This is a genomic window from Belnapia mucosa, from assembly GCF_016775475.1.
Taxonomy (GTDB): Bacteria; Pseudomonadota; Alphaproteobacteria; order Acetobacterales; family Acetobacteraceae; genus Belnapia; species Belnapia mucosa.
In genome coordinates this window covers 39218-62175 of the sequence record NZ_JAEUXJ010000005.1, presented here as the reverse complement: position 1 = coordinate 62175, position 22958 = coordinate 39218, and the positions used below count along the sequence as shown (strand labels likewise).

The following is a 22958-nucleotide window of genomic DNA, read 5'->3' as shown; positions in this document are numbered from 1 at the left end:
GCCGCATTGGTCAGCGGCCGGGGAAACCCTCGCCCCGGCGGCGGCGGAGCAGGGCATCGATGCCGAGCGCGATCGTCGTCACCGCGATCAGCAGGGTCGAGACCGCGGCGATGGTCGGCTCCACCTCCAGCAGCAGGCTGTTCCAGATCCGCACCGGCAGCGTCTCGGACCGGAAGCCGGCCAGGAAGATCGAGATCACCAGCTCATCGAAGGAGGTGAGGAAGGCAAACAGCGCGGCCGAGACAACGCCCGGCAGCGCCAGCGGCAGCACCACCCGGTGGAAGACGCCCCAGCGGGTGCAGCCGAAGACCATCGCCGCCCGTTCCAGCGCCGGGTCCACCGTGCGCAGCGCGGATTGCAGGATCACCAGCACCACCGGCAGCGCCACCACCGAATGCGCCACCGCGATCCAGGGCCGGACGCTGACCAGCCCGAACCGGGCCGAGAGGAAGTAGATGGCGACCGCGGTGATGACATGCGGCACGATCACCGGCGTCAGCAGCAGGGCCGCCACCACCCGCCGCAGCGGCAACCTGCCGCGCAGCATGGCATAGGCCGCGAGGAAGCCGATCAGTGTCGAGAGCGCCGAGGCCAGGGCGCCGATCAGGAAGGAATTGAGGATCGCCTGCCGCCAGCGCGGGTCGCCGAGGAAGCGGGCATACCAGCGGGTGGACAGGCTCTCCGGCGGGAATTTCAGGTAGCCGTCGCCGGAGAAGGAGGCGATGGCGACGATCACGATCGGCGCCAGCAGTCCGAAGCAGAGCAGCACGACCAGCACCCGCAGCAGGGTCGCGCGCAGTACTGGCCCCATCATCGCACCGCCTCCCCGGGTTCGGCGAAGCGGCTATAGACCGCATAGAGCGAGAGGGTGACGGCCAGCAACACGATGGTCATCAGCGCCGCCGAGGGCCAGTTCTGGGTGATCTCCACCTCCCGCTCGATCAGCATCGCCACCATGACATCGCCGGGGCCGCCCATCAGCGCCGGGGTGACGAAGAAGCCGATCGCCAGGATGAAGGTGATCAACAGGCCCGCCACCACGCCATGCAGCGTCAGCGGCATGAAGACGCGGAGGAAGATCTGCCCTGGCGACGCGCCCATGCCCTCGGCCGCCTGCAGCAGCCGCTGGTCCACCGCCTTCATTGCCGCATAGAGCGTCAGGACCATGTAGGGCAGCAGCACATAGGTCATGCCGATGATGACGCCGGTGCGGTTGTAGAGCAGGTTCACCGGCTCCGCGACCAAGCCGAGGCCGAGCAGGATCTGGTTGATCAGCCCGTTGCGGCCGAGCAGCACCATCCAGGCATAGGTGCGGACGATGGTGCTGGTGAAATAGGGCAGCACGATGCAGAGCAGGATGGCGGTGAAGGCCGCGCCCCGCACCCGCGACAACGCATAGGACACGGGATAGCCGAGCAGCAGGGTCAGCAGCGTCACCACCAGCCCGATCCAGCCGGTGGTCAGCAGCGACCGCCCGACCGCGCCCGAGAGCAGCACGGCCTCGGCTTCCTCCAGGATCTCGGGCCAGGTGCCGAGCTCGGCGATGGAGGCGGTGAGGAACCAGCCGATCGGCAGCAGGAAGAGGCCGGACAGCAGCAGCAGCGCCGGCAGCAGCAGCAGCAGCGTGGCGCGAAGGGTGAGCGGCATCGGCCCTAGCCCGCCAGCAGCCGGCAGTCCTCGGCCCGCCAGCGCAGCAGCACGGAGTCGCCGGCGGCATGCAGCACGGTGCCGGCGCCATTCGGGGCGTCGCAGACCAACACCGCGCCTTCCGCCACCTCCACCGCATAGCGGACGGTATTGCCGAGGAAGGAGGCATGGCGGACGCGGCCGGCAAGGCTGTTCGGACCCTCGGCCGCCGTGCCGGGGGCGATGCCGAGCTTCTCCGGCCGGATGAACAGCAAGCCCTCGGCACCGGGCAGGGTGCCGGCGCCGGCCTCCAGCCGCGCCCCGCCAGGGCCGGCCACGCCCGTGCCGTCGCGCCGGGCGGGCAGCAAATTCGCCTCGCCGAGGAAGGCGGCGACGAAGGCGTTGTCCGGCCGTTCATAGACTTCGCGCGGCGGACCCATCTGGGCGATGCGGCCATGTTCCATGATGGCGATGCGGTCCGACATGGTCAGCGCCTCCTCCTGGTCATGGGTGACATAGATCACCGTGGTGCCGAGGCGGCGGGAGATCTCCTTGATCTCGACCTGCATGTGGTAGCGGAGGTTCTTGTCGAGCGCGCCCAGCGGCTCGTCCATCAGGACGATGCCCGGCCGGGCGACGATGGCGCGGGCCAACGCAACGCGCTGCTGCTGGCCGCCCGAGAGCTGCCGCGGGTAGCGGCCTTCGAAACCGGTCAGCTTCACCAGCGCCAGGGCCTCGGCGACGCGGGTGGCGATCTCGGCTTTCGGCACGCGCTTCACCGCCAGCGGGAAGGCGACATTCCCGGCCACGTCGAGATGCGGAAAGATGGCGTAGTTCTGGAACACCATGCCGAGGCCCCGCCCGCGCGGCGGCACCTGCGTCATGTCCTGGCCGCCCAGCAGCACCCGGCCGGCATCCGCGGTGACGAAGCCGGCGAGGATCGAGAGCGTCGTGGTCTTGCCGCTGCCCGAAGGGCCGAGCAGAGTGAAGAACTCGCCCGGCGCGATGGCGAGCGAGACATCCGCCACCACCGTCTCGGCCCCGTATCGCTTGGTGACGCCCTCGAGCGCAACGGCGCCTGCCGCCATGGGTGTCCCGCTCAACGCTGGAGCCAGCGGGACCAGATGCGGTTCACCCGGTCCCGGTTATCCTCCCACCAGGTCACATTCTGGTAGAAGCCGGTCTGGCGCGACCGCTCGCCGCCCGGGGCGCGGGCGCGCTCCTCCTCGCTCAGCAGCGGGAAGGCCTTCGTGTTGGTCGGGCCGTAGATCAGGTCGCGGGAATACTTCGCCTGCACCTCGGGCTGGAGCATGTAGTCGGCGAGGAGCTGGGCGCCGGCGATGTTCTTTGCATCCTTGAAGATACCGAGCGCCTGCACCTGGATCATGTGCTCGTTCCAGGTATAGGCGAGCGGCGCCTTCCGATCGATCAACACCTGCAGCCTGCCGTTCCAGATCGAGCCCGCCACCACTTCCTTGTCGGAGAGCATCTGCGCCGAAAGCGCGCCGGTATCCCAGAAGCGGCGGATCTGCGGGCGGATGCGGTCCATCGCCTTCAGCGCCCGGTCGACATCCAGCGGATAGAGCTTGTCCTTCGGCACGCCATCCGCGAGCAGGGCGAATTCGAGATTGGCGGAGCCGGAGGCCATGTCGGACAGCATGCGCGGTCCGGGGAATTTCCCCGCATTCCAGAAATCCGCCCAGGAGTCAGGCGCGCCGCCCGCGAAATGCTCCTTGTTGTAGCCGAGCACCGTGCAATAGACGAAATTGGCAACGCGATACTGGTTCTTCACCTCGGCCGTGATGTCCTCGGGCTTCGACCAGCGCCACTTGTCATAGGCGATGGGGGCGAGGGCGCCCATCCGCTCCAGCGTCAGCAGCTGACCGTCGCCGGTATCGATCAGGTCCAGCTCCACATTATTGGCGCGGAACATGGCCAGCAGCTTGGCGCTGGTCGCCGCCACCGGGCGGACTTCGATCCCCGTCTCCTTGGTGAAGGGATCGTAGACATGGCGGCGCATCACATCGTCATAGGTGCCGCCCGGGGTGCGGACGATCACCTCGCCCGCCGCCCGTGCCGGGAAGGCACGGAGCGCAGGCGCCGCCAGCGCGGCGCCCAGCAGCAGGCGCCGGCTCGGGCGGAGAATCCGGGGTCGGTCGGTCATGCGTCGTCCTCCTGCGGGTTGGGCTGTCTCAGCGGAAGCGCGTGATGGAATAGGGTGCCGTGTCGATGGGCGCTGGTTTACCAAGAATCATGCCGGCGACGAGCCGGCCGCTCGGCGGCCCGCCGGTCATGCCGAAATGCCCATGCCCGAAGCAGCAATGCAGCCCGGGGCGGCCCGGCACCGGGCCGAGCACCGGCAGGCTGTCCGGTGTCGAGGGGCGGAAGCCCATCCAGAGCCGCGGCTCGCCCGCTTCGATCCCCGGAAACAGCCCGCGCAGCTGGCCGAGCAGCTGCTGCGCCCGGCGCTCATCCGGCGCCGCCTCCAGCCCCGCGATCTCCACCGTGCCGGCGACCCGCAGGCCTTCCGCCATCGGCGTCACGCCGAAATTGCGCGATTTGTAGAGGATGGGCAGGCTGGGCATCAGGCTCGGCGCGGGCAGCATCAGGTGGTACCCGCGCTCGGTCTCGAGCGGCACGCGGAGGCCGAGCGGATCGAGCAGGCTGCGCGACCAGGCGCCGCCGGCGACCACCACATGCTCCGCCCGGTGGTTGTCCGTGTTGGTCATGACCAACCAGCCGCCGCCTTCGCGGGGGATCAGCTTCATGGCGCGCTCGGGCAGGATCGCGCCGCCCTCGGCCAGGACGAGGTCGGCGAGGCGGCGGACGATGCGGGGCGGGCTGACCGTCTGGCCATTGCCCGGCACCAGCACGCCGCGCAAAACATGCCGGGCGATGCCGGGGAAGATTTGGCGCAGCTCATCGGCGCCGAGCACCTCCGCCTGGATGCCGAGGCGTTCCCGCAACCCGCGTTCCAGCGCAGCGCTGGGCGTCTCCTCCGGCTCGTCCCAGATTTGCACCTGGCCCTTGCGGCGGACCAGCTCGGCATAGTTCTCCGGCCCGAGCAGGCCGCGCCAATCCTCGAAGGCCGGGGCGTGCAGGGCGCGCATCGCGTCCGAGATGGCATGGACGCGGTCCATCCGCCCGGCCGCGACCCAGCGCAGCAGCCAGGGCGCCGCCCGCGGCAGGTAGCCGGGCCGCACCACCAGCGGGCCGAGCGGATCGGCGAGCCAGGAGGGGACCTTGCGCAGCATCCCCGGCAGGGCGATCGGCACCGCGGTATCGGCGCTCAGCAGCCCGGCATTGCCGAAGGAGGCGCCACCCGCCGGGCCGAGCGGGTCCAGCACCGTGACCGCGCAGCCGGCCCGCAGCAGCGGCAGTGCCGCCGAGAGGCCGGCAACGCCAGCGCCGAGGACGAGGACGCGCGGCCCGGCCATCGCGGCGCCTACCGGTTCACCAACAAGCCACGCGGCAGATGCGTCAGCAGTTCCGGCCCTGTCTCGGTGACGAGGACGGATTCGCTGAGCGCCGCGCCGCCGGCGGAGGCATAGACATGGAAGACCATCCCCGGCTCCAGCCGCCAGGTCGCGCCGGGATGCAGGATGCGGGTGAAGTCGCTGGTCCGCGGCCCGGCATCGCCATAGAGGCCGAGCGTATAGCCGGTGATGTTGTCGTAGCTGTCGCGCAGCCCCTCGCGGAGGATGCCCTCGCGCAGGATGGCGTCCACATCGCCCGCCACCGCGCCGGGGCGCATGGCAGCGATCTGCTGGTCCTGGAGTTCCGCCAGGAGCTCGGCGGCATGCTGCCGCTCCGGCTCCGGCTCCCCCAGCACCACGCAGCGCATGACGCGGGCCGAATAGCCATAGATTCGCGGCGTCAGCTCGATATGCACCACATCGCCCGGCGCCAGGGGCTCGTCCCCGAGATGCCCGTGCAGAAAATCCCAGCCGCGGCCTGCGGTGATCGGGCCGGGGCGATAGGGATCGGCGCCCATCTCGACGAAGGTGAATTGGGCGATGCGGGCGGCGTCGCGCTGATGGCCGCCCGGGATGCAGGCGGCGGCGGCGCGGCGCAAGGCTTCATCGGCAATGGCGGCGGCGCGGCGCAGCAACTCGATCTCGGCGGCCGACTTGATCAGGCGCAGCTCGGCGACGACCGGGCCAATATCGACGAAGCGCGCCTCCGGCAGCGCCGTCTGCAAGGCGGCGAAGCGGGCGATGGAGGTGCCGTAGCTTTCGAAATCGAGGCCGATGGTGGCCCGGTCCAGCCCGCGGGCGCGCATGGCGGCGGCGAAGACCGGCATCGGGTATTCCCAGTCGCGGTAGGTCGGCACATCCTCGATCCAACTCCGCTGCCGGCAGACGGAGGCATCGAGGGCGCGGATCAGGAAGAAGGGCTCGGCCTCCAGCGGGATCACCACGCAGCGCCAGCGATTGGCCGAGCTGCCGAAGCCAGAGACCCAGGTCATCGCCTCGATCTCGTCGAACAGCGCGGCCTCGACGCCAGCCGCCCGCAGCCGCGCCTTCAGCCGGACAAGACGAGCCTCGAATTCAGCTCGGGTGAAATAGGGATGCATGCCCATCAGCCGCCGTCCTTCGGCACGCGCCAGCCATCCAGCCGGTCGCGGAGCTGGTAGGACAGGCCGACCACCGGCAGGAACCAGGGATTGCCGGTGTAGAAGGGCTTGGTCGGGAAATCGAGCCGGGCAAAGGCCGAGGGCCGGTTGGCCCCGCCCAAAATCGCCCCCGCCGCCGCCTGGCCGAGATGCGTCATCGTCACCACGCCACTGCCATTGCAGGCCATGGCGTAATGCGCGCCCTCGTGTTCCCCGATATGGGGCATCATGTCGAAGGCGAAGGCGACATTGCCCTTCCAGGAATGGGTGATCCGCACATCCGCCAGATCGGGGATGAGATGCGTCAGAAATCGGTGCAGCGTGGCGCCGGACCGTCGCACATCGGCATCGGTGAAGCTGGCCCGCCCGCCGAACAGGATGCGCTTGTAGTCCGAGGAGGGGCGGAAGTAGTACAGCACCTTCTTGGTATCGCCATAGACGCGCAGCTTCGGCAGAGCGCGGCGCACCCGCTCCTCGCCGATCTCCTCCGTGGCGATCATGTAGCTGGCGACGGGGATCAGCCGCCGCTGGTGCCAGGGCGTCGCGCCGCCGGTATAGCCATTGGTGGCGATCATCAGCTTGCCGGCGCGCAGCCTTCCGTGGCTGGTCTCCAGCACGAAGCCTCCATCCGCCTCGCGCCGGTAGCTGCGCAGCTCGACCCCGCCGAGCAGGGTGGCGCCATAGCGCTCCGCCGCCGCGGCGAGGGAGCGGACATATTTCGCCGGATGCAGGGACCCGGCACGGCGCAGCATCATGCCCCCGACGAAGCGGTCGGTGGCCATCTCCTCCGCCACCCGGTCGCGCGGGACGAGGAAGGCTTCCTCGGTGCCGGCATTGTTGATCAGCTCGGCGCGGCGCTTCAGCGCCTCCATGGCGGAGGGGGCATGCGCGCCGACGAAGCGGCCGCAGCGGACATAGTCGCAGTCCAGCCCCTCGCGGGCGACGAAGGCCTCGAAATTCTCGAAGGCGCCCTCGCTCTCCTCCATCAGCTCGGAAACGTATTCCTTGCCGAAGGCTTCGACGAGGTCGGAGCGGACCTTGCCGAGCCCGCCCGCACCGCTGAGCGCCCCGCCATTGCGCGAGGAGGCGCCCCAGCCGATCGCCTCGCGATCGAGGACCAGGGCGCGGACGCCGTTGCGGCCGAGCTCGATGGCGGTGGAGAGGCCGGCGATGCCGCCGCCGATGATCGCCACCTCCGCCGCATCGGGCAGGCTGGCGGGGGGCGGCGCGGGCGGCGGGGCCGCCTCCCACCACCAGGGACGCTCGAGGAAGCCGGGGGCAAACGGAAATTCGCTCATGCCACCGAAGCGTAACATGCGACGGAATCGCATCGGCCATACCAAATCGGCATGCGTCGGGCGGTGCGGTTATGGCCCGGCGAGCCGCGCCTCCACCTCCGCCATCACCGCCCGCGCCGCCTGGCGGATGCCCTGCAGCAGGATGGCGCGGCCGAAGCCGTCCGGCGCCTCCTCGGGCCAGAAGACCTGGTAGTCCACCGTCACCGCCGGCTCGAAGGGGCGCAGCACCAGCCCGGCGCCGAGGAAGGGCGCGGCGGCGAAGGCATCGATCACCGCGATCCCGGCGCCGGCCGCGGCCATGGCGGCGGCCCCGCTGGTCATGCGGCATTCGACCAGCTCCACCGGGCGGGCGCCGCTGCCCTCCAGCGCGCGGTCCACCAGGGCCTGCCGCCCCTCCTCGCGCGACAGGGCGATATAGGCCTCGCCATCGAGATCGGCCGCGCGCACCAGCGGCTGCGCGGCGAGGCGATGGCCGACCGCCATGGCGCAATAGGCCCGGGCGCGCGCCAGCTTGGCCGAGCGCAGGCCCGGGATGCGATGCAGCCCGGTGCTGAGGCCGATATCCGCCTGACGCGAGGCGACCATGCCGAGCACCCCGCCGACCGTGCGCGAATGCACCGCGAGCGGCATCTCCCGCCGCGCCTCGCGCCAGTAGACCGCGACGCGCGGTAGCAGCGAGAGGGTAAGGACCGGGATCGAGGCCAGCAGGATGCGCCGGGGCGAGCGCTGGCGCAGCCGCTCCGTCAGGGCCGAGATCTCCTCGACGCCGATGAAGACGCGCTCCACCTCCTCGTGCAGGGCATGGGCCAGCGGCGTCGGGACCAGCCGGCCGCGGATGCGCTCGAACAGGGGGAAGCCGGCCAGTGCCTCGGTCTGCGCCAGCAGGCGGCTCACGGCGGGTTGGGAGACCCCGAGCAGGGCGCCGGCGCCGGTGACGCTGCCGGACCGCATGACCGCCCGGAAGACCTCCAGATGCCGGTATTCCAGGGATTTCGCCGCCATGCGCCAAACTCGCGGCGGAACGAAGCCAGCGTCAAGGCCAATGGGTATGGCGCTTGCATCCCCATGGCCCGATCCGCCACGCTGCCCGGCGGGAAGGCATAAGGGAGACGGTTGATGCGACGAAGCGCGCGCTGGGCCATCGCGGCCATGGCCATGGCTGCACCATTGGCTGCACCTGCTGCCAGGGCCGCCGACATCACCATCGCGGTGGGCGGCGCCTTCACCTCGATGGATCCGCATTTCTTCGACCTCTCGCCGAACCATGCGCTCACCTGGCACGTCTTCGACCGGCTGGTTCACCCCGATGCCGACCAGCGCCCGACCGCCGGCCTCGCCACCTCCTGGCGGGTGATCGACGAGCGGACCTGGGAGTTCAAGCTGCGCGAGGGCGTCCGCTGGCAGGATGGCACGCCCTTCACCGCGGACGACGTGGTCTTCACCTTCCAGCGCGCCCCGAACGTGCCGAACAGCCCGACCTCCATGGGCCAGTATATCCGCCCGGTGACGCGGCTGGAGGTGGTGGATGCCCATACCATCCGCATGCACACCGCCGAGCCGGTGCCGCTGATTCCGCAGATGATGAGCAGCTTCTCCATCATCGGCCGCAAGCAGGGCGAGGGCATGTCCACCGCCGACTACAACAGCGGCAAGGCGGCGGTGGGCACCGGCCCCTACCGCCTGGTCTCGCTGGCGCTGGGTGATCGCGCGGTCTTCGCCCGCAACCCGGACTACTGGGGCCGCGCCCAGCCCTGGGACCGCGTCACCTACCGGATGATCACCAATGACAGCGCCCGCGTGGCCGCGCTGCAATCGGGCGATGTGGACGCGATCGACACCGTGCCGACGCGCGACGTCGCCCGCATCTCGCGCGATGCGCGGCTCTCCGTGGCATCGCGCCCCGGCCTCCGGCTGATCTACCTCTATGTCGATGCCAACCGCCCGGTCTCGCCGCTCGTCACCGACCGGGACGGCAAGCCGATCCCCAACCCGCTGCGCGACGTGCGCGTGCGCCAGGCGCTCTCGATCGCCATCAACCGTGAGGGCATCCAGCGGCAGATCATGGAGGGCTATTCCAAGCCGACCGGACAGGCGATGCCCGAGGGCGGCATGGGCTACGACCCCTCCATCCCCGTCCCCGCCTATGAGCCGGACCGTGCCAGGCGGCTATTGGCCGAGGCCGGCTATCCGGATGGCTTCACCATCACCCTGAGCGGGCCGAACGACCGCTATGTGAATGACGACGCCATCGCCCAGGCCATCGCCCAGATGTGGGCCCGCATCGGCATCCGCACCCAGGTGGCGACCACGCCGGCCAGCGTCTTCTTCACCGCCGGCGGCGTGCGCGACGAGCACAGCATCGCGCTCACCGGCTGGAGCACCTCGACCGGCGAGCCGGATACGCATCTCTCCCTGATGCTGGCGACGCCGGAGCCGGAGCGCGGCCGCGGCACGCGCATCCGCCCCAGCCATTACAGCAACCAGGCGCTGGATCGGCTGGTGGACCGGGCGCTGACCACCATCGACCAGGAAGCGCGGGAGAAGCTGTATTTCGAGGCAATCCGCATTGGCTTCCAGCAGGAGCTGGCGGTGATCCCGATCCACCACCAGGTCAATATCTGGGCGATGCGCAAGGGCGTCACCTACACGCCCCAACTGTCGGAGCAGACGCGGGCGATGGAGTTCTCGCCCGCGCGCTGAGCCCTATTTGAGCAGGCCGAGGCCGCTGAGCAGACCGCGCAGCGCCTCGAGCCCCGCCCCGGCCGCCTCGCCATGCAGCGGCCGGCCCTCGGCAGTGCCGCGGGCGGTGCCGAAACCGGCGCGATCCTGCGCCAGCTCGCTGGGCGAGAGGCGGCCATCGCCGTCATAGTCCAGCCCATCCACCGCCAGCCGCGCCGCGAGCTGCCCGGCCAAGGCGCCGGCGGCGAGTGCGCCCGGCAGGTTCTCAGCCGTCATCCCCTCCTGCACCGCCACCAGCCAGGCGGCGCCGCGGGCCAGCCGCGCCAGCTCGGCGGGCGAGAGGCGGCCATCGCCTGAGACATCCGCCTGGGCCACTACGGCGCCGAGGCAGGCCTGGGTGTCGCCCCCGCCGCAACCGGCCTCCAGATGCTCCAGCACCGCCATCACGGCGACGCCCTCGCCATGCAGCGCAGCCAGGGCAGGCGGCGCGCCAGCACAGCGATGCCAGCGGGACAGCGGCGCCTCGCCCGGCAGCCGGTCCTCCCGCGCCTTGGCCTCGGGCTCGACGGTCTCCAGCGCCTCCCCGGCGGGGCGCAGCATCAGCCGCGGCGCTTCCGGGCCGCGGCCGGTGCCGATGGTCCAGCCGCCCGCCTCGCGCGAGGCGGCGAAGCGCAGCAGCCGGCCCGGACCGCGGCGGGGCATCCGGGCGGCGGCGCGGGCGGTGAGGTTGAGCATCGCCTCCGGCCGGGCGCAGTCGCCCTGGAACCAGGCGCCCTGCAGCGCCTCCGGCACCGGCTGGGCGAGGGCGATGCCGGGCAGCAGCAGCGCCAGCAGGGTCAGGACCGGTCTCATTGCAGCACCACCTCCCGTCCGGCGCAGAGATCGGCCTCAGGCAGACGCAGTTCCCGGCCGTCGCGGAAGACCGCGGTCAGGTCGGCCTGGCACTGGCCCTCGGGCGGGGCGAAATCCATGCTCTCCCCGGCGCCGAGCACGGTTGCGCCCAGCCGGTCGGCGCCGCGCGCCGCGCCCGGCGCATCGGCATAGAGCTCGACCACCGGCAGGGCGGCGGCATTGCGCAGTCGGATGCTGCCCGGCTGCGGCCCGGCCTGGGTCGGGGCCGGCGCCACCAGCTCCTCCAGCGTCCAGCCGGGGCGGAGCGAGATGCTGGTGACGGCGCAGATATCGATGTCGCGCCGCTCCTCCGCCGCCTCGGTCTCGAAGACGATGCGGAGATCGGCATGGCAGCCGCCCTCCAGCGAGACCTCCTTCCGCGCGCCGGGGGCGAGCACCGCTTCGCCCAGCGCGTCATCGCCCCAATCGCCGCTCTCGGCGGGGGAGAGGTAGGCCTGCTGCACCGTGCGGCTGAAGCCGTTGATCAGGGTGACGCGGCGCGCCCCGCCCTCATTCACCACCGGCGCGCCGAAGGCGAGCGTCCGGGTGGTGCAGAGGTCGAGGTTGCGCTGCACCTCCTCGCGGTCATCCTCGAAGACGGCGCGCAGGTCGAAGCCGCAGTCGCGGCTGCGGAGGCGGAGGCGGAACTCGCCGCGCGGCTCCACCACGCTGGCGCCGAGCCGGTCGGCGCCCCAGGCCTCCCGCCCGACCGGGCGGGCATAGAATTCACGCAGGGTGCGGCGGCCGCGATTGGTCAGCACCGCCTCCCGCAGCGGCAGGGAGGGATCGCCGAAGGCCAGGCGCGGCGCGCGGCAGAGATCCTGGCGTTCCCGCACCTCCTCCGAATCGTCCTCGAAGACGGCGCGCAGGTCGAAGAGGCAGGCGGTGGTGCCGCGCAGGCGCAAGCGATGGTTCTCCCCAGCGGCGACGGTGGTGCTGCCGAGCCGGTCCTCACCCCAATCGCCGCGCCGGCCGGGCGGAGCGAGGTAGAATTCGCGCAAGCTCAGGTCACTCTGGTTCACCAGCTCCACCTCCCGCCGCGGGCCGGTCTCGGCGAAGGTGGCGCGCGGGGCGCGGCAGGCATCGAGGCGCCGGCGCATCTCGTCGCCGCCTTCGAAGACCCCCCGGACCTCCCAGGCACAGTCCCGGCCGCGGGCGAGGGGGATGCGCAGGGTTGCCCGGGGCGGCAGCACGGCGCTGCCGAGCCGGTCCGGCCCATCCTCGGCGCCGGGGCGGTAGAGATAGAGTTCCTGCAGGATGCGGTCGGTCTCGTTGGCCACCGTCACCTCCCGGGCGGGGGTAGGGGACTGGGCGGCGGCGGGGCCGGCCAGGGCCAGCATCGCCGCCAGGATGAAGCGCCGCATCGGGGTCCTCTGGCTGATTCGGGCGGAGGATGCGGGGGGCGGCATCCCGAGGCAAGCCGGCTCAGCGGTGGTCGGCGGCCTCCGTCCCGTAGCCGCGGCCGTAGCGCCGTTCCAGCCGCCGCTGCACCAGGTCCCAGAGCGTCGTCATCAGCAGGTAGTAAAGGGCGGCGACGGCGAAGAGCTCCAGCACCAGGAACCGCTCCTGGATCAGGATCTGCGTCCGCCGCAGCAGCTCATCCACCGAGATGACGCTGGCGACGGAGGTGGTCTTGAGCAACCCGTTCACGCTGTTGCCGAGCGGCGGGATGACGATGCGCAGCGCCTGCGGCCAGGTGACCAGCCGGAAGACCTGCCCGTGCCGGAGGCCGAGGGCCAGCGCTGCCTCCCGCTGGCCCTTCGGGACGGCAAGGATGCCGGCGCGGAGGATTTCCGACAGATAGGCCGCCTCGTTCAGCGAGAGGCCGAGCAACGCCGCTTCCCAGACCGAGAAGCGGAGGCCGAAGAGCGGCAGGCCGGTATAGATGACGAGGAGCTGCACCAGCAGCGGCGTGCCGCGGAAGATCCAGCAATAGAAACCCGCGAGGCCGCGCAGCACCCGGTTGGCCGAAAGCCGCAGCACCGCGATGCCAAGGCCGATCAGCAGCCCGCAGACCAGCGCCGCGGCGGTGAGCGCGACGGAGATCGCCGCGCCTTCCAGCAGGTAACGATTGAAGAGGTAGTCGAGGAACCCGTCCCAGCGCCAGACAGTCACCTCAGCCGGGCCCGACCACCTCGAAAGCGCCCTCGTATTCCTTGACGCCATAGCGGTCGAGCAGCGCCTTGAGCGAGCCATCCGCCCGCATCTCCGTCAGCACGCCGGCGACGGCCTGGGCCAGCGCCTTGCTGCGGAAGCCGAAATTGATAGGCGTGCCGTAGAGGCCGCTGATGGCGCGGGTGAACTCCCCGCGGTCGTCATATTCCTTGCCGGTGCTGTCGATCGAGATCGCTGCATCGAGCTGCCCGACGCGCAGCGCCTGGAAGGAGACGGCGAAATTGTCGAAGGGCCGGATGGTGATCGGCCGCAGCCGCTTCTCCTCCAGCGCCTTGGCGATGTCCTGGGTGCGGCGGAACTCGAAGCCGCCCTGTTCCACGCCGACGGTCAGCCCCGCCATGTCCTCGATGCGCGCGATCCGCTTCGGGTTGCCGCGCGGCACGCTGACGCTGATCGCCTGTTCTTCGTAGCGCACCAGATACATCAGCTTGGCACGTTCCTCGGTATAGAACATGCCGGTGTTGATCATGTCCCAGCGCCGTGCCGCCAGGCCCGGGATCATGGCGGCAAATTCGACCCGCACATGCTCGACGCCGAGGCAGAGCCGCTTGGCGATCTCCGCCCCCAGCTCCACCCGCATGCCGACGAGCTGGCCCTGCGAATTCACATACTGCATCGGCGGCAGGGTCGGGTTGGTGGAGAGGGTGAGGGTCTTCGGCTTCACCAACTCCGCATCGGCGACCTTCGGGGCGCAGCTCTGCCCGAAGGCGGGCAGGCTGACGGCGGCGCAGGCGGCACCGAGGAGGGAACGGCGAAGCATGGGGAGGTCTCCTTACTCGGCGGCCGCGCGGGCCGCAGGCATCGCGCCCATCGCTTGCAAGACCGAGGCCAGGGTCGGAACGTCGCGCTCCGGCAGCGGCAGGCGCGGCGGCCGCGGATCGCCCATCTCCATCCCCATCAGCCGGAACCCCGCCTTGGTGCCGGAGACGTAGCGCGGCCCACCGACCCAGGGCAGCAGCGGCGCGAGGCGCCGATACAGCGGCAGCGCCTTCTCCCGATTGGCTTCAAAAGCGGCGGCGGCGAACATGTCGCGCGACAGGCGGGGGACGAGGTTGCTGCACACCGCCACCCAGCCGATGGCGCCGAGCCAGGCGCTCTCATAGCCGAGCACGCCGGCAAACACCTCCATCCGGTCGCCGCAGAGCGCGATGATGTCGCGCACCCGCGTCACCTCCAGCGTGCTCTCCTTGACGTATTTGCAGTTCGGAATGGTCGAGAGCCGCGCCAGCGTCGTGGGCAACAGATCGACATTCGCCGTCGCCGGGTTGTTGTAGACCATGATCGGGATGCCGATCGCATCGGCGACCGTCTTGTAGTGGTGGAACAGCTCGTCCTCGGTCGGCACCGCATAGAAAGGCGGGATGATCATCACCCCATCCGCGCCGAGCGCCTCCGCCTCACGGCTGAGGGCCACCACCTCCCGCGTATCCTCGGCGCCGGTGCCCATCAGCACCGGCACGCGCCCGGCGGCGGTCTTCACCACCGTCTCGATGATCGCCGTCCGCTCCTCGCGGCTCACGCTGAGGAACTCGCCGGTGGAGCCAAGCGGGATCAGCCCGTCGATCCCCTCGGCGATCTGGAATTCCACCAGCCGCTCGAGTGCTTCGAGATCGACCGCCGCGCCGTCAGCGGTGAAGGGGGTGATGAGGACGGTATAGGTCCCGCGGAACGGCTTGGCCACGTCGCTTGCCCCTTCGCTGATGCGTGCGATGATGCCGGACTGAACAGGAAGTGGCGGACCCCGGCAAGCGCATGCGCCTCACCCATCCCGATATCCGCCCCGTCGCCGCCCCCATCCGCATCAGCTTCGACGGCCGGGCGCTGGAGGCGCTGCCGGGCGAGACCCTCGCCGCCACCCTCTCCGCCGCCGGCATCCTCGCCTATCGGGAGACACCCTCCGGCGCCCCACGCGGCCTGTATTGCGGCATGGGCGCCTGCTTCGACTGCCTGGTGACGGTGGATGGCAAGCCGGGCCAGCGCGCCTGCCTGACCAAGGTGCAGGATGGCATGGTGGTGGGCAGCGCCCCGCCGGCCGAACCCGTGCCGCTGGCGGCCGCGCCGGCGGCCATCCCGGACCAGGACTGCGACCTGCTGGTGGTCGGCGCCGGCCCGGCCGGGCTCGCCGCCGCCCGCGCCGCGGCCGAGGCCGGTGCCCGGGTGGTGGTGCTGGACGAACGCGGCGAGGCGGGCGGGCAATATCTCAAGCCGCTCGCCGCCTCGCACGACCATGCCGCGCCGGACGCGCAATTCCGCAAGGGCGACACGCTGCGGGCCCTGACCCGCGCCGCCGGCGCCGAGATCCTGACCGGCGCCACCGTCTGGGGCGGCTTCGCCCCGGATGAGATCGCCGCCCTGGTCGATGGCGCCGCCACCACCTTCCGCCCGCGTCGCCTGATCCTCGCCGCCGGTGCGCATGAACGGCCCGTCCCCGTGCCCGGCTGGACCCTGCCCGGCGTGATGACCACCGGCGCGATGCAGACCCTGGCCCGCGCCAACCGCGTCTCGCCCGGCCGGCGCATCGTCATCGCCGGCAACGGGCCGCTGAACCTGCAGCTGGCCTGCGAACTGCTGGAGGGCGGGGCCGAGGTCGTGGCTGTGGCCGAGGCGGCGCCGCGGCCCGGCCTCGCCGCCTGGCGGGATGCCGTCCGCATCCTCCGCGCCGCGCCGGACCTCGCCTGGGACGGGCTGCGCTATCTCCGCCGCCTGCGCCGCGCCGGGGTGCCGGTGCTCTGGGGCAGCACCATCCTCGGCTGCGAGGGGGAGAGGCGCTTCGCCGCCCTGCGCCTGCGGACGCCCGAGGGCGAGCGGCGGATCGAGGCCGATGCCTGCGCCCTGAATATGGGCTTCCAGCCGGAGAACGGCCTCGCCCGGGCGCTGGGGGCGGAGCATCGCTTCATCGATAGCGGCCTCGGCCGGCTGGAGACGGTGACGGCGGAGGATGGTCGCACCTCAATCCCCAGCGTCTTCGCGGTGGGCGACGGCGCGGCGATCGGCGGAGCGCGGATCGCCTTCGCCCGTGGCAGGCTGGCCGGGCTGGCGGCGGCCGGCGATCTCGGCTTCCCGGCCAGGGATCCGGCGCCAGCCCGGGCGGAGCTGCGCCGGGCGCTCGCGTTCCAGTCCGGCCTCTGGCGCCTCTTCGCCGCCCCGCCCTTCGACATCGCGGCGGTGCCGGACGAGACCATCCTCTGCCGCTGCGAGGAGGTCACGGCCGGCCGCCTCCGCGCCGAGCAGGCTGCCGGGGTGCAGTCGCTTGCGGCGTTGAAGAAGGCGACGCGGGCCGGCATGGGGCGCTGCCAGGGGCGGATGTGCTCGTCCTCCGTCGCGCGCCTCTGCGGCGTCGCCGAGGAAGCCGGCTTCGCCGCGCCGCGTGCCCCGGTAAAGCCGATCCCGGCTGCGGCGCTGATGCTGGAACTGCCGGAGGGCGGCGACTGGCCGACCTTTCCCCTGCCGCATTACAACCAGTGGAATGCCAGGCCCTCGGCGCCGCTGGCGGAATCTTGCGACGTGCTGGTCATCGGCGGCGGCGCGCTCGGCCTCTCGACCGCACTATATCTCGCCCGCGAAGGCGCCGATGTGCTGCTGGCGGAGCGCGGCGAGGCCGGCATGGCGGCCAGCACCGCCAATGCCGGCAGCCTGCATGTCCAGCTCCTCACCTACGACTTCGACGGCGAGCAGGAGACCGGCCCCTCGCTCGACCGCCTGCCGCTCGGCCCGCAGAGCATCGCCCTGTGGCGCGAGATCGCCGCGGGGGCGGGGGAAGGGCTCGGCATCCGCACCGAGGGTGGCCTCATGCTGGCCGAGACCGAGGCGCAGTTCCGCTGGCTCCGCGCCAAGGTCGCGGCGGAGAAGGTGAGGGGGATCGAGAGCCACCTGCTCGGCGCCAACGAACTCCGCAGCCTCGCCCCCTATCTCGGCCCGCATTTCATCGGCGCCGGCTTCGCCCCGGGCGAGGGGCAGATCGACCCTCTGCGCGGCACCCTCTCGCTCCGTCGCCTGGCCGCCCGCGCCGGCGCCCGGCTGCGCGAGGGCGTCGAGGTGCAGGGCATCGCCCGCGAGGGCGCCGGCTTTGCCGTGGCGACGCCGGGCGGGACCATCCGCGCCGGGCGGGTGGTGAATTGTGCCGGCGCCTATGCCGGGCGCATCGCCGCCATGCTCGGGGTGACGCTGCCGGTGATCGGCTCCGTCCAGCAGGTGATCGCAACCGAAGGCGTGGCGCCGACCATGCGTCACCTGGTCGCCCATGCCGGGCGGCACCTCTCGCTCAAGCAGGGAGATGGCGGGCATGTATTGGTCGGCGGCGGCTGGCCGGGGGTGCTCGATGCCGGGGGCGCGCCGCGCAACCTGCGCCGCTCGATCGAGGGCAATCTGTGGGTCGCCGGGCGGGTGCTGCCGGGGCTGGCCGGGATGCAGGCGATCCGGGCCTGGACCGGCCTCGCGGTGGAGGTGGACCGGGCGCCGCTGCTCGGCGGCGTTCCGGGGGTGCCCGGCCTCTTCCATGCGGTGACCAGCAACGGCTACACCCTGGCGCCCATCGCCGGGCGGATGACGGCCGATGCGGTGCTGGGGCGGGGGGAGATCCCGCCCCAATTCACGCTGGCACGGTTCAACTAAAGGGACGGACGCAATGCAACTCGGCATGGTCGGCCTCGGCCGCATGGGCGGCAATATCGTGCGGCGGCTGCTGCGCGCCGGGCATGACTGCGTGGCCTTCGACCGCGACCCGGCCCCGGGCGCCGAATTGGCGAAGGAGGGCGCGCGGGTGGTCGATGGCCTCGAGGCCATGGTCGCCGCGCTCGATGCCCCGCGCGCCATCTGGATCATGCTGCCCGCCGGCGCCCCGACCGAGGCGGCGATCGAGACGCTGGCCGGGCTGCTCTCACCCGGCGACGTGCTGATCGATGGTGGCAACTCCATGTGGAAGGACAGCGTCCGCCGCGGCGCCGGCCTGCGGGCGCGGGGGCTGCATTTCCTCGATATCGGCACCTCGGGCGGTGTCTGGGGGCTGGAGCGGGGTTATTCGCTGATGATCGGCGGGGAGGATGCGGTGGTCCGCCGGCTCGACCCGATCTTCGCCGCGCTCGTCCCCGGCAAGGCGGCCGCCTCGCCCACCCCCGGCTATGCGGGCGATCCGCGGCCGGAGCAGGGCTATGTCCATGCCGGGCCGAACGGCGCCGGGCATTTCACCAAGATGATCCATAATGGCATCGAATACGGGATGATGCAGGCCTTCGCCGAGGGCCTCGATATCCTGAAGCATGCCGACAGCGCCGCCCTGCCGGAGGACCAGCGCTTCACCCTGAACCTCGCCGAGGTCACCGAGGCCTGGCGGCGCGGCAGCGTCGTCGCCTCCTGGCTGCTCGACCTGACCGCCCAGGCCCTGGCCGGCGATCCGGAGCTGGCCGGCTTCTCCGGCCATGTCTCGGACAGCGGGGAGGGGCGCTGGACGGTGCAGGCCGCGGTGGAGACCGCCGTCTCCGCCCCCGTCCTCTCCGCCGCCCTCTATGCCCGCTTCGCCAGCCGGGACGAGGAACGCTTCAGCGGCAAGGTCCTCTCCGCCCAGCGCAAGGGCTTCGGCGGGCATCTCGAAGCCCCCAAAAAATGAGCCATCTCGTTCTCGTCATGGGCGTCTCCGGCGCCGGCAAGAGCACGGTCGGCAGCCTCCTCGCGCAGCGGCTGGGCGTGCCCTTCGCCGATGCCGACAGCTTCCACCCGCCCGCCAATATCGAGAAGATGAGCCGCGGCGAGCCGCTGACCGACGAGGATCGCTGGCCCTGGCTGGACGCGATCGGCGCCTGGCTGGATGCGCACGGCCCGCGGGGCGGCGTCGCCACCTGCTCCGCGCTGAAGCAGGTCTATCGCGACCGGCTGCTCGGCTCGCGCCCCGCCGTGCGGCTGCTGCACCTGTCGGGCGATCCGGCGGTGATCGGCGCCCGCCAAGCGGCCCGACCCGACCACTTCATGCCGCCGAGCCTGATGGCCAGCCAATTCGCCACGCTGGAACCGCCGGCGCCGGGCGACGGCACCATCATCCTTTCCGTCACCCCCTCTCCCGAGGCGATAGTGGAGGCGGCGCTGGCGGCGCTGGGGTGATGGCGCCCGGGATTGTGGCGCTGTTCGAGGAGCTGCGGCACCGCCTCGACGCAGGCGAGGCGGCGCGCCATGTCGAGATCCTGGCCGCGGCCTGCCTGCTCGGCATGACCGCCGGTCCGCGCCAGGCGGCGCTCTGGGAGGTCTTCGCGCAGGCGGCACATTCCGTTCTGCGCGATCCGGCGGCGCTCGATCTCGGCCATGGGCCGGTGGAGGAGGTGGCCGGCTTCCTGGCTGATACGCCCTTCGAGGCGATTGCCCACCTTCGCCGGATGGACCCGCATGTCTGGAGCGTGCGGCTGCATGTGGTCCGGCAGGACGGGCGCTGGCTGGTCCTGCATGGCCGCTTCGACAGCCTGTATTTCGTCATCGGCGAGGCCGGGGCGATGCGGGCGGCCGCCGGCCGCAGCCGCAACCCGGCAGGGGCGGAGCGGGACATGGCGGCGGCACTGGCCGATATTGCCGCCGGCTTCCATGCCCGGGCCGCCGGCCGCACGCCGCCGACCTGCTTCCTGCTCGGCAATGGCCGCCCGGTCGACCAGTCCACCGTGCTCGCCCGGCTCGACCGGGTCCTGGCGGAGGTCGAGGTCGCGCCAGCGCTGGCCATCCGGCAGGATCCGCGCACCGCCTTCCTCGACCCGCGGCTGCTGCCGGCCATCGCCGCACATCCGGACACCGGCTTCGAGACCGGCCCCGCCCTCCGCGCCGCCGCCATGGCCGGGGGCGGCTCGGTCGCCGAGGCGATGTATGTGCCGGATAGCGGCTGGGAGGAGCAGAACCTGGCCGCCCGCCGGCTGTGCGACGCCCTGCTGGCCACCACCCCACCCGTGCCGCCGGACCCCGACGAACTGCGCCTCTTCGTCTCGCTCGACCTCGAGAAGCGGGTCTGGGTGGAGCAGGAGGAGGGGTTCCTGGCGCTGTTCCAGGCGCTCCGCCCACGCGCCCCGCGCCTCGCGGTCTTCCTCAACGGCATGACCGGGGTAATCGGGGAGCAGGGGCCGGAGGCGCTGGACGCCGCCTTCCCCGCCATTGCCGGGCGGGAGCGCGCGATCATGGCGCGCTGGCAGGATGCGATGGGGGAGGGCTTCGCGCTTCATTTCCTCAACGGGCGCGACATCGCCAGCAAGGTCGCGGCGATCCGCGGCTGCGACGCCTTCGCCGCGCCCGGCGGCACCGCCGCCTTCATCGCCACCCTGGCCGGCCTGCCCGGCCTCTTCTGGAGCCATCCGGCGCTGTTCGGCCATTTCGCCAGCCAGCATCGCGGCTTCGCCGAGGCCCGCCCGATCGGGCAGGCGACGATCCGCCCGGCACCCGAGGCCGAAGGCGTCCATCGTTATGAGTGGGGTGGCGCCGGCAATCTCTCCTATGCCATAGCGCCGGCGGATTTCCTCGCCGAGGCGCTGGCGCGGCTAGGCCCCCTTCTCGACGCCCGGCCCGGTTCCCTTCCCCCGCCGCCGGGTCAATAGTGCCCTCACCACACCAAGGCAGGATCGCCATGAGTCTCGACCCCACCATCCGCGCCAAGCTGGAGCGGATCACCACCGCGACCATCACCACGGTCCTGCTCAAGAAGGGCCTCAGGAACATCTGGCTGCGCGGCACCCCGCCCTTCAGCCCGGCGGCCAAGGGCAAGCGTTTCGTCGGCCCCGCCTTCACCCTGCGCTTCGTCCCGGCGCGCGAGGATCTGGCGACGCCGGAAAGCTGGTCCTCGCCGAAATCCACCCGCGCCGCCATCGAGGCGATGCCGGAAGGCGCCATCGTCGTCGCCGATGCGATGGGCGTCACCGATGCCGGCATCTTCGGCGACATCCTCTGCGCGCGCCTGGTGAAGCGTGGCGTCATCGCGCTGGTGACGGATGGCGCGGTGCGCGACGTCGCCGGCGTCAACGGCACCGGCCTGCCGGTCTTCTGCTCCGGCGGCGCCGCACCGCCCTCCGTCGCCGGCCTCACCTTCGTCAATTGGGAGGAGCCGATCGGCTGCGGCGGCGTCGCTGTCTTCCCGGGCGATGTGATCGTCGCCGACGATGACGGCGCCGTCTGCATCCCCGCCGCCTTCGTGGACGAGGTCGCCAATACCGGCGAGGAGCAGGAGCGGCTCGAGGCCTGGATCGTCGGCAAGGTAGAGGCCGGCGAGAAGCTCCCCGGCCTCTACCCGCCGAATGCCGAGAACAAGGCCCGCTACGAGGCCGAGAAGTCGAAGTGAGGCCCACCCCGCCCGGTCCCGAGCGCTTCCCCTTCTGGACGGAGGAGAAGCTGCGGATCGCCGATACCGACCTCAACGGCCATATCAACAACGGCGCCTATGGCGCCTTCTTCGAGGCCGGGCGGGGAGAGCTGCTGACCGAGATCGCAGGACCCCCGCAGACGCGGCTGGTCGCCATGGCCCTCGCCCGGGTCGAGATCGACTACCTGCGGGAGCTGCACTATCCGGGCCGCGTCCGCATCGGCACCTGCGTCGCCCGCATCGGCGGCAGCAGCTTCGCGCTGCAGCAGGCGCTATTCGCCGGCGATGCTTGCCATGCCGCCGCGCTCTCGGTGATGGTGGTGCTCGACCGCGAGACGCGCCGCTCCGCCGCCATCCCGCCCGAGCTGCGCGCCGCCCTGGAAAGGCTGCAACCGTCATGAAGCGCCGCACCCTGCTCGCCGCCGCCGGCCTCCTCGCCGCGCCTGCTCTCGCGGCCGAGGGCTGGCCGGCGCGGCCGGTGCGCATCGTGGTGCCCTTCCCGCCGGGCGGGACGGTGGACATCCTCGGCCGCCTCACCGCGAGCTGGCTGCAGGAAGCGACGGGGCAGAGCTTCGTGGTGGAGAACCGCTCCGGCGCCGGCGGCAATATCGGCGCGGTGGCGGTCGCCCGCGCCGCGGCGGATGGCTACACGCTGCTGATGGGATCGCCCGGGACGCAGGCCATCAATGCGCATCTCTATCCCAACCCAGGCTATGACGGGATCGCCGACTTCGCCCCGATCTCGCTGGTGGCGGAGCTGCCGAACCTGCTCGCCGCGCATCCCTCGCTCGGCCTCCGCGACATCCCGGCGCTGATCGCGCGCGCCAAGGCGGAGCGCCTGGCCTATGGCGAGACCAGCATCGGCGGCAGCACGCATCTCTCGGCCGAGCTCTTCCGTCTCCAGGCCGGGATCGAGGGCGAGCACATCACCTATCGCGGCAGCGCGCCGATGCTGGGCGACCTGCTGCCCGGCCGCATCGCCTGGGGCGTGGACAACCTGCCCTCCATCCTGCCGCATGTCCGCAGCGGAGCGCTGGTCGGGCTCGGCGTGACCAGCAAGGCGCGCTGGTCGGGCGCGCCCGACATCCCGGCCATCGCCGAGAGCCTGCCCGGCTACGAGGTGACGGCTTGGTTCGGCCTGCTGGCGCCGCGCGGCACGCCGGAGGACGTCATCGCCGCGGCCAACACAGCGCTGCGGCGGATGCTGGACAGCCCGACCGCGACGCGCCGGCTGGCGGAGCTGGGCGCGACACCCATCCCCGGCACGCCGGAGGCCTATCGCACCCATATCGCCGCCGAATACGCCAAATGGGGCGAGGTGATCCGCAAGGCAGGCATCCGCCTCGAATAGCGGTCCCGGCTG

Annotated in this window: 21 protein-coding genes; 8 read left to right on the top strand and 13 right to left on the bottom strand. The window is 71.6% G+C overall.

What is annotated here, in order from left to right:
• Positions 1–10 precede the first annotated feature (10 nt).
• From JMJ55_RS13775 to JMJ55_RS13740, 8 genes are all read right to left on the bottom strand, one after another.
• A complete protein-coding gene (locus tag JMJ55_RS13775; RefSeq protein ID WP_202826146.1) occupies positions 11–814 on the bottom strand; it encodes an ABC transporter permease in 804 nt (267 codons plus the stop codon).
• On the bottom strand, positions 811–1647 hold the full coding sequence (locus JMJ55_RS13770) for an ABC transporter permease (protein WP_202826145.1): 837 nt from the start codon (positions 1645–1647) through the stop codon (positions 811–813). Before JMJ55_RS13770 ends, JMJ55_RS13775 begins: the two co-directional genes overlap by 4 nt.
• A gap of 5 nt (positions 1648–1652) precedes the next feature.
• Positions 1653–2714 carry an ABC transporter ATP-binding protein gene (locus tag JMJ55_RS13765; RefSeq protein ID WP_202826144.1) on the bottom strand — a complete coding sequence of 354 codons (1062 nt, stop codon included), beginning with the start codon at positions 2712–2714 and terminating at the stop codon, positions 1653–1655.
• Positions 2715–2725: 11 nt separating this feature from the next.
• Entirely contained in the window at positions 2726–3790 is a 1065-nt protein-coding gene (locus JMJ55_RS13760; protein ID WP_202826143.1) for an ABC transporter substrate-binding protein, read from the bottom strand.
• Positions 3791–3818: 28 nt separating this feature from the next.
• Positions 3819–5063, bottom strand: a complete 1245-nt coding sequence (locus tag JMJ55_RS13755) for an NAD(P)/FAD-dependent oxidoreductase (protein ID WP_202826142.1) — start codon at positions 5061–5063, stop codon at positions 3819–3821.
• A gap of 8 nt (positions 5064–5071) precedes the next feature.
• Entirely contained in the window at positions 5072–6208 is a 1137-nt protein-coding gene (locus tag JMJ55_RS13750) for a M24 family metallopeptidase (RefSeq protein ID WP_202826141.1), read from the bottom strand.
• Positions 6208–7539 carry an NAD(P)/FAD-dependent oxidoreductase gene (locus JMJ55_RS13745; RefSeq protein WP_202826140.1) on the bottom strand — a complete coding sequence of 444 codons (1332 nt, stop codon included), beginning with the start codon at positions 7537–7539 and terminating at the stop codon, positions 6208–6210. The genes JMJ55_RS13750 and JMJ55_RS13745 overlap by 1 nt, the downstream gene beginning before the upstream one ends.
• A gap of 69 nt (positions 7540–7608) precedes the next feature.
• Positions 7609–8541, bottom strand: coding sequence for a LysR substrate-binding domain-containing protein (locus JMJ55_RS13740; RefSeq protein ID WP_202826139.1), 933 nt, complete (start codon positions 8539–8541; stop codon positions 7609–7611).
• Between the two features lie 114 nt (positions 8542–8655).
• On the opposite strand from JMJ55_RS13740, the gene JMJ55_RS13735 reads away from it, so the two are divergent.
• A complete protein-coding gene (locus JMJ55_RS13735; protein WP_202826138.1) occupies positions 8656–10239 on the top strand; it encodes an ABC transporter substrate-binding protein in 1584 nt (527 codons plus the stop codon).
• 3 nt (positions 10240–10242) lie between these two features.
• Here the strand turns inward: JMJ55_RS13735 and JMJ55_RS13730 are convergent, their stop codons facing one another.
• From JMJ55_RS13730 to dapA, 5 genes are all read right to left on the bottom strand, one after another.
• Positions 10243–11070 (bottom strand): EF-hand domain-containing protein, encoded by an 828-nt coding sequence (locus tag JMJ55_RS13730; RefSeq protein ID WP_202826137.1) that lies wholly within the window; start codon positions 11068–11070, stop codon positions 10243–10245.
• A complete protein-coding gene (locus JMJ55_RS13725) occupies positions 11067–12473 on the bottom strand; it encodes a hypothetical protein (RefSeq protein WP_202826136.1) in 1407 nt (468 codons plus the stop codon). The genes JMJ55_RS13730 and JMJ55_RS13725 overlap by 4 nt, the downstream gene beginning before the upstream one ends.
• Positions 12474–12534: 61 nt before the next feature.
• Positions 12535–13224: an amino acid ABC transporter permease gene (locus JMJ55_RS13720; RefSeq protein ID WP_202826135.1), complete on the bottom strand. Its 690-nt coding sequence runs from the start codon at positions 13222–13224 to the stop codon at positions 12535–12537.
• Position 13225: 1 nt separating this feature from the next.
• A complete protein-coding gene (locus JMJ55_RS13715; RefSeq protein WP_202826134.1) occupies positions 13226–14044 on the bottom strand; it encodes an ABC transporter substrate-binding protein in 819 nt (272 codons plus the stop codon).
• Positions 14045–14056: 12 nt separating this feature from the next.
• Positions 14057–14965, bottom strand: coding sequence for a 4-hydroxy-tetrahydrodipicolinate synthase (gene dapA, locus JMJ55_RS13710; RefSeq protein ID WP_202826133.1), 909 nt, complete (start codon positions 14963–14965; stop codon positions 14057–14059).
• 71 nt (positions 14966–15036) lie between these two features.
• On the opposite strand from dapA, the gene JMJ55_RS13705 reads away from it, so the two are divergent.
• Genes JMJ55_RS13705 through JMJ55_RS13675 form a run of 7 tightly spaced genes read left to right on the top strand, consistent with a single transcriptional unit; the run spans position 15037 to position 22946 of the window.
• The gene (locus JMJ55_RS13705) at positions 15037–17895 is read left to right on the top strand and encodes an FAD-dependent oxidoreductase (RefSeq protein ID WP_202826132.1); all 2859 of its coding nucleotides are present in this window, start codon (positions 15037–15039) and stop codon (positions 17893–17895) included.
• 13 nt (positions 17896–17908) lie between these two features.
• Positions 17909–18886, top strand: coding sequence for a phosphogluconate dehydrogenase (NAD(+)-dependent, decarboxylating) (gene gnd / locus JMJ55_RS13700; protein WP_202826131.1), 978 nt, complete (start codon positions 17909–17911; stop codon positions 18884–18886).
• Positions 18883–19374, top strand: a complete 492-nt coding sequence (locus JMJ55_RS13695) for a gluconokinase (protein WP_202826130.1) — start codon at positions 18883–18885, stop codon at positions 19372–19374. Before gnd ends, JMJ55_RS13695 begins: the two co-directional genes overlap by 4 nt.
• Entirely contained in the window at positions 19374–20837 is a 1464-nt protein-coding gene (locus JMJ55_RS13690; protein ID WP_202826129.1) for a hypothetical protein, read from the top strand. Before JMJ55_RS13695 ends, JMJ55_RS13690 begins: the two co-directional genes overlap by 1 nt.
• 29 nt (positions 20838–20866) lie before the next feature.
• A complete protein-coding gene (locus JMJ55_RS13685) occupies positions 20867–21574 on the top strand; it encodes a ribonuclease activity regulator RraA (RefSeq protein ID WP_202826128.1) in 708 nt (235 codons plus the stop codon).
• Positions 21571–21996: an acyl-CoA thioesterase gene (locus JMJ55_RS13680; protein WP_202826127.1), complete on the top strand. Its 426-nt coding sequence runs from the start codon at positions 21571–21573 to the stop codon at positions 21994–21996. Before JMJ55_RS13685 ends, JMJ55_RS13680 begins: the two co-directional genes overlap by 4 nt.
• Complete coding sequence (locus tag JMJ55_RS13675; protein WP_202826126.1) at positions 21993–22946, top strand: Bug family tripartite tricarboxylate transporter substrate binding protein; 954 nt, start codon at positions 21993–21995, stop codon at positions 22944–22946. Before JMJ55_RS13680 ends, JMJ55_RS13675 begins: the two co-directional genes overlap by 4 nt.
• Positions 22947–22958: the final 12 nt, after the last annotated feature.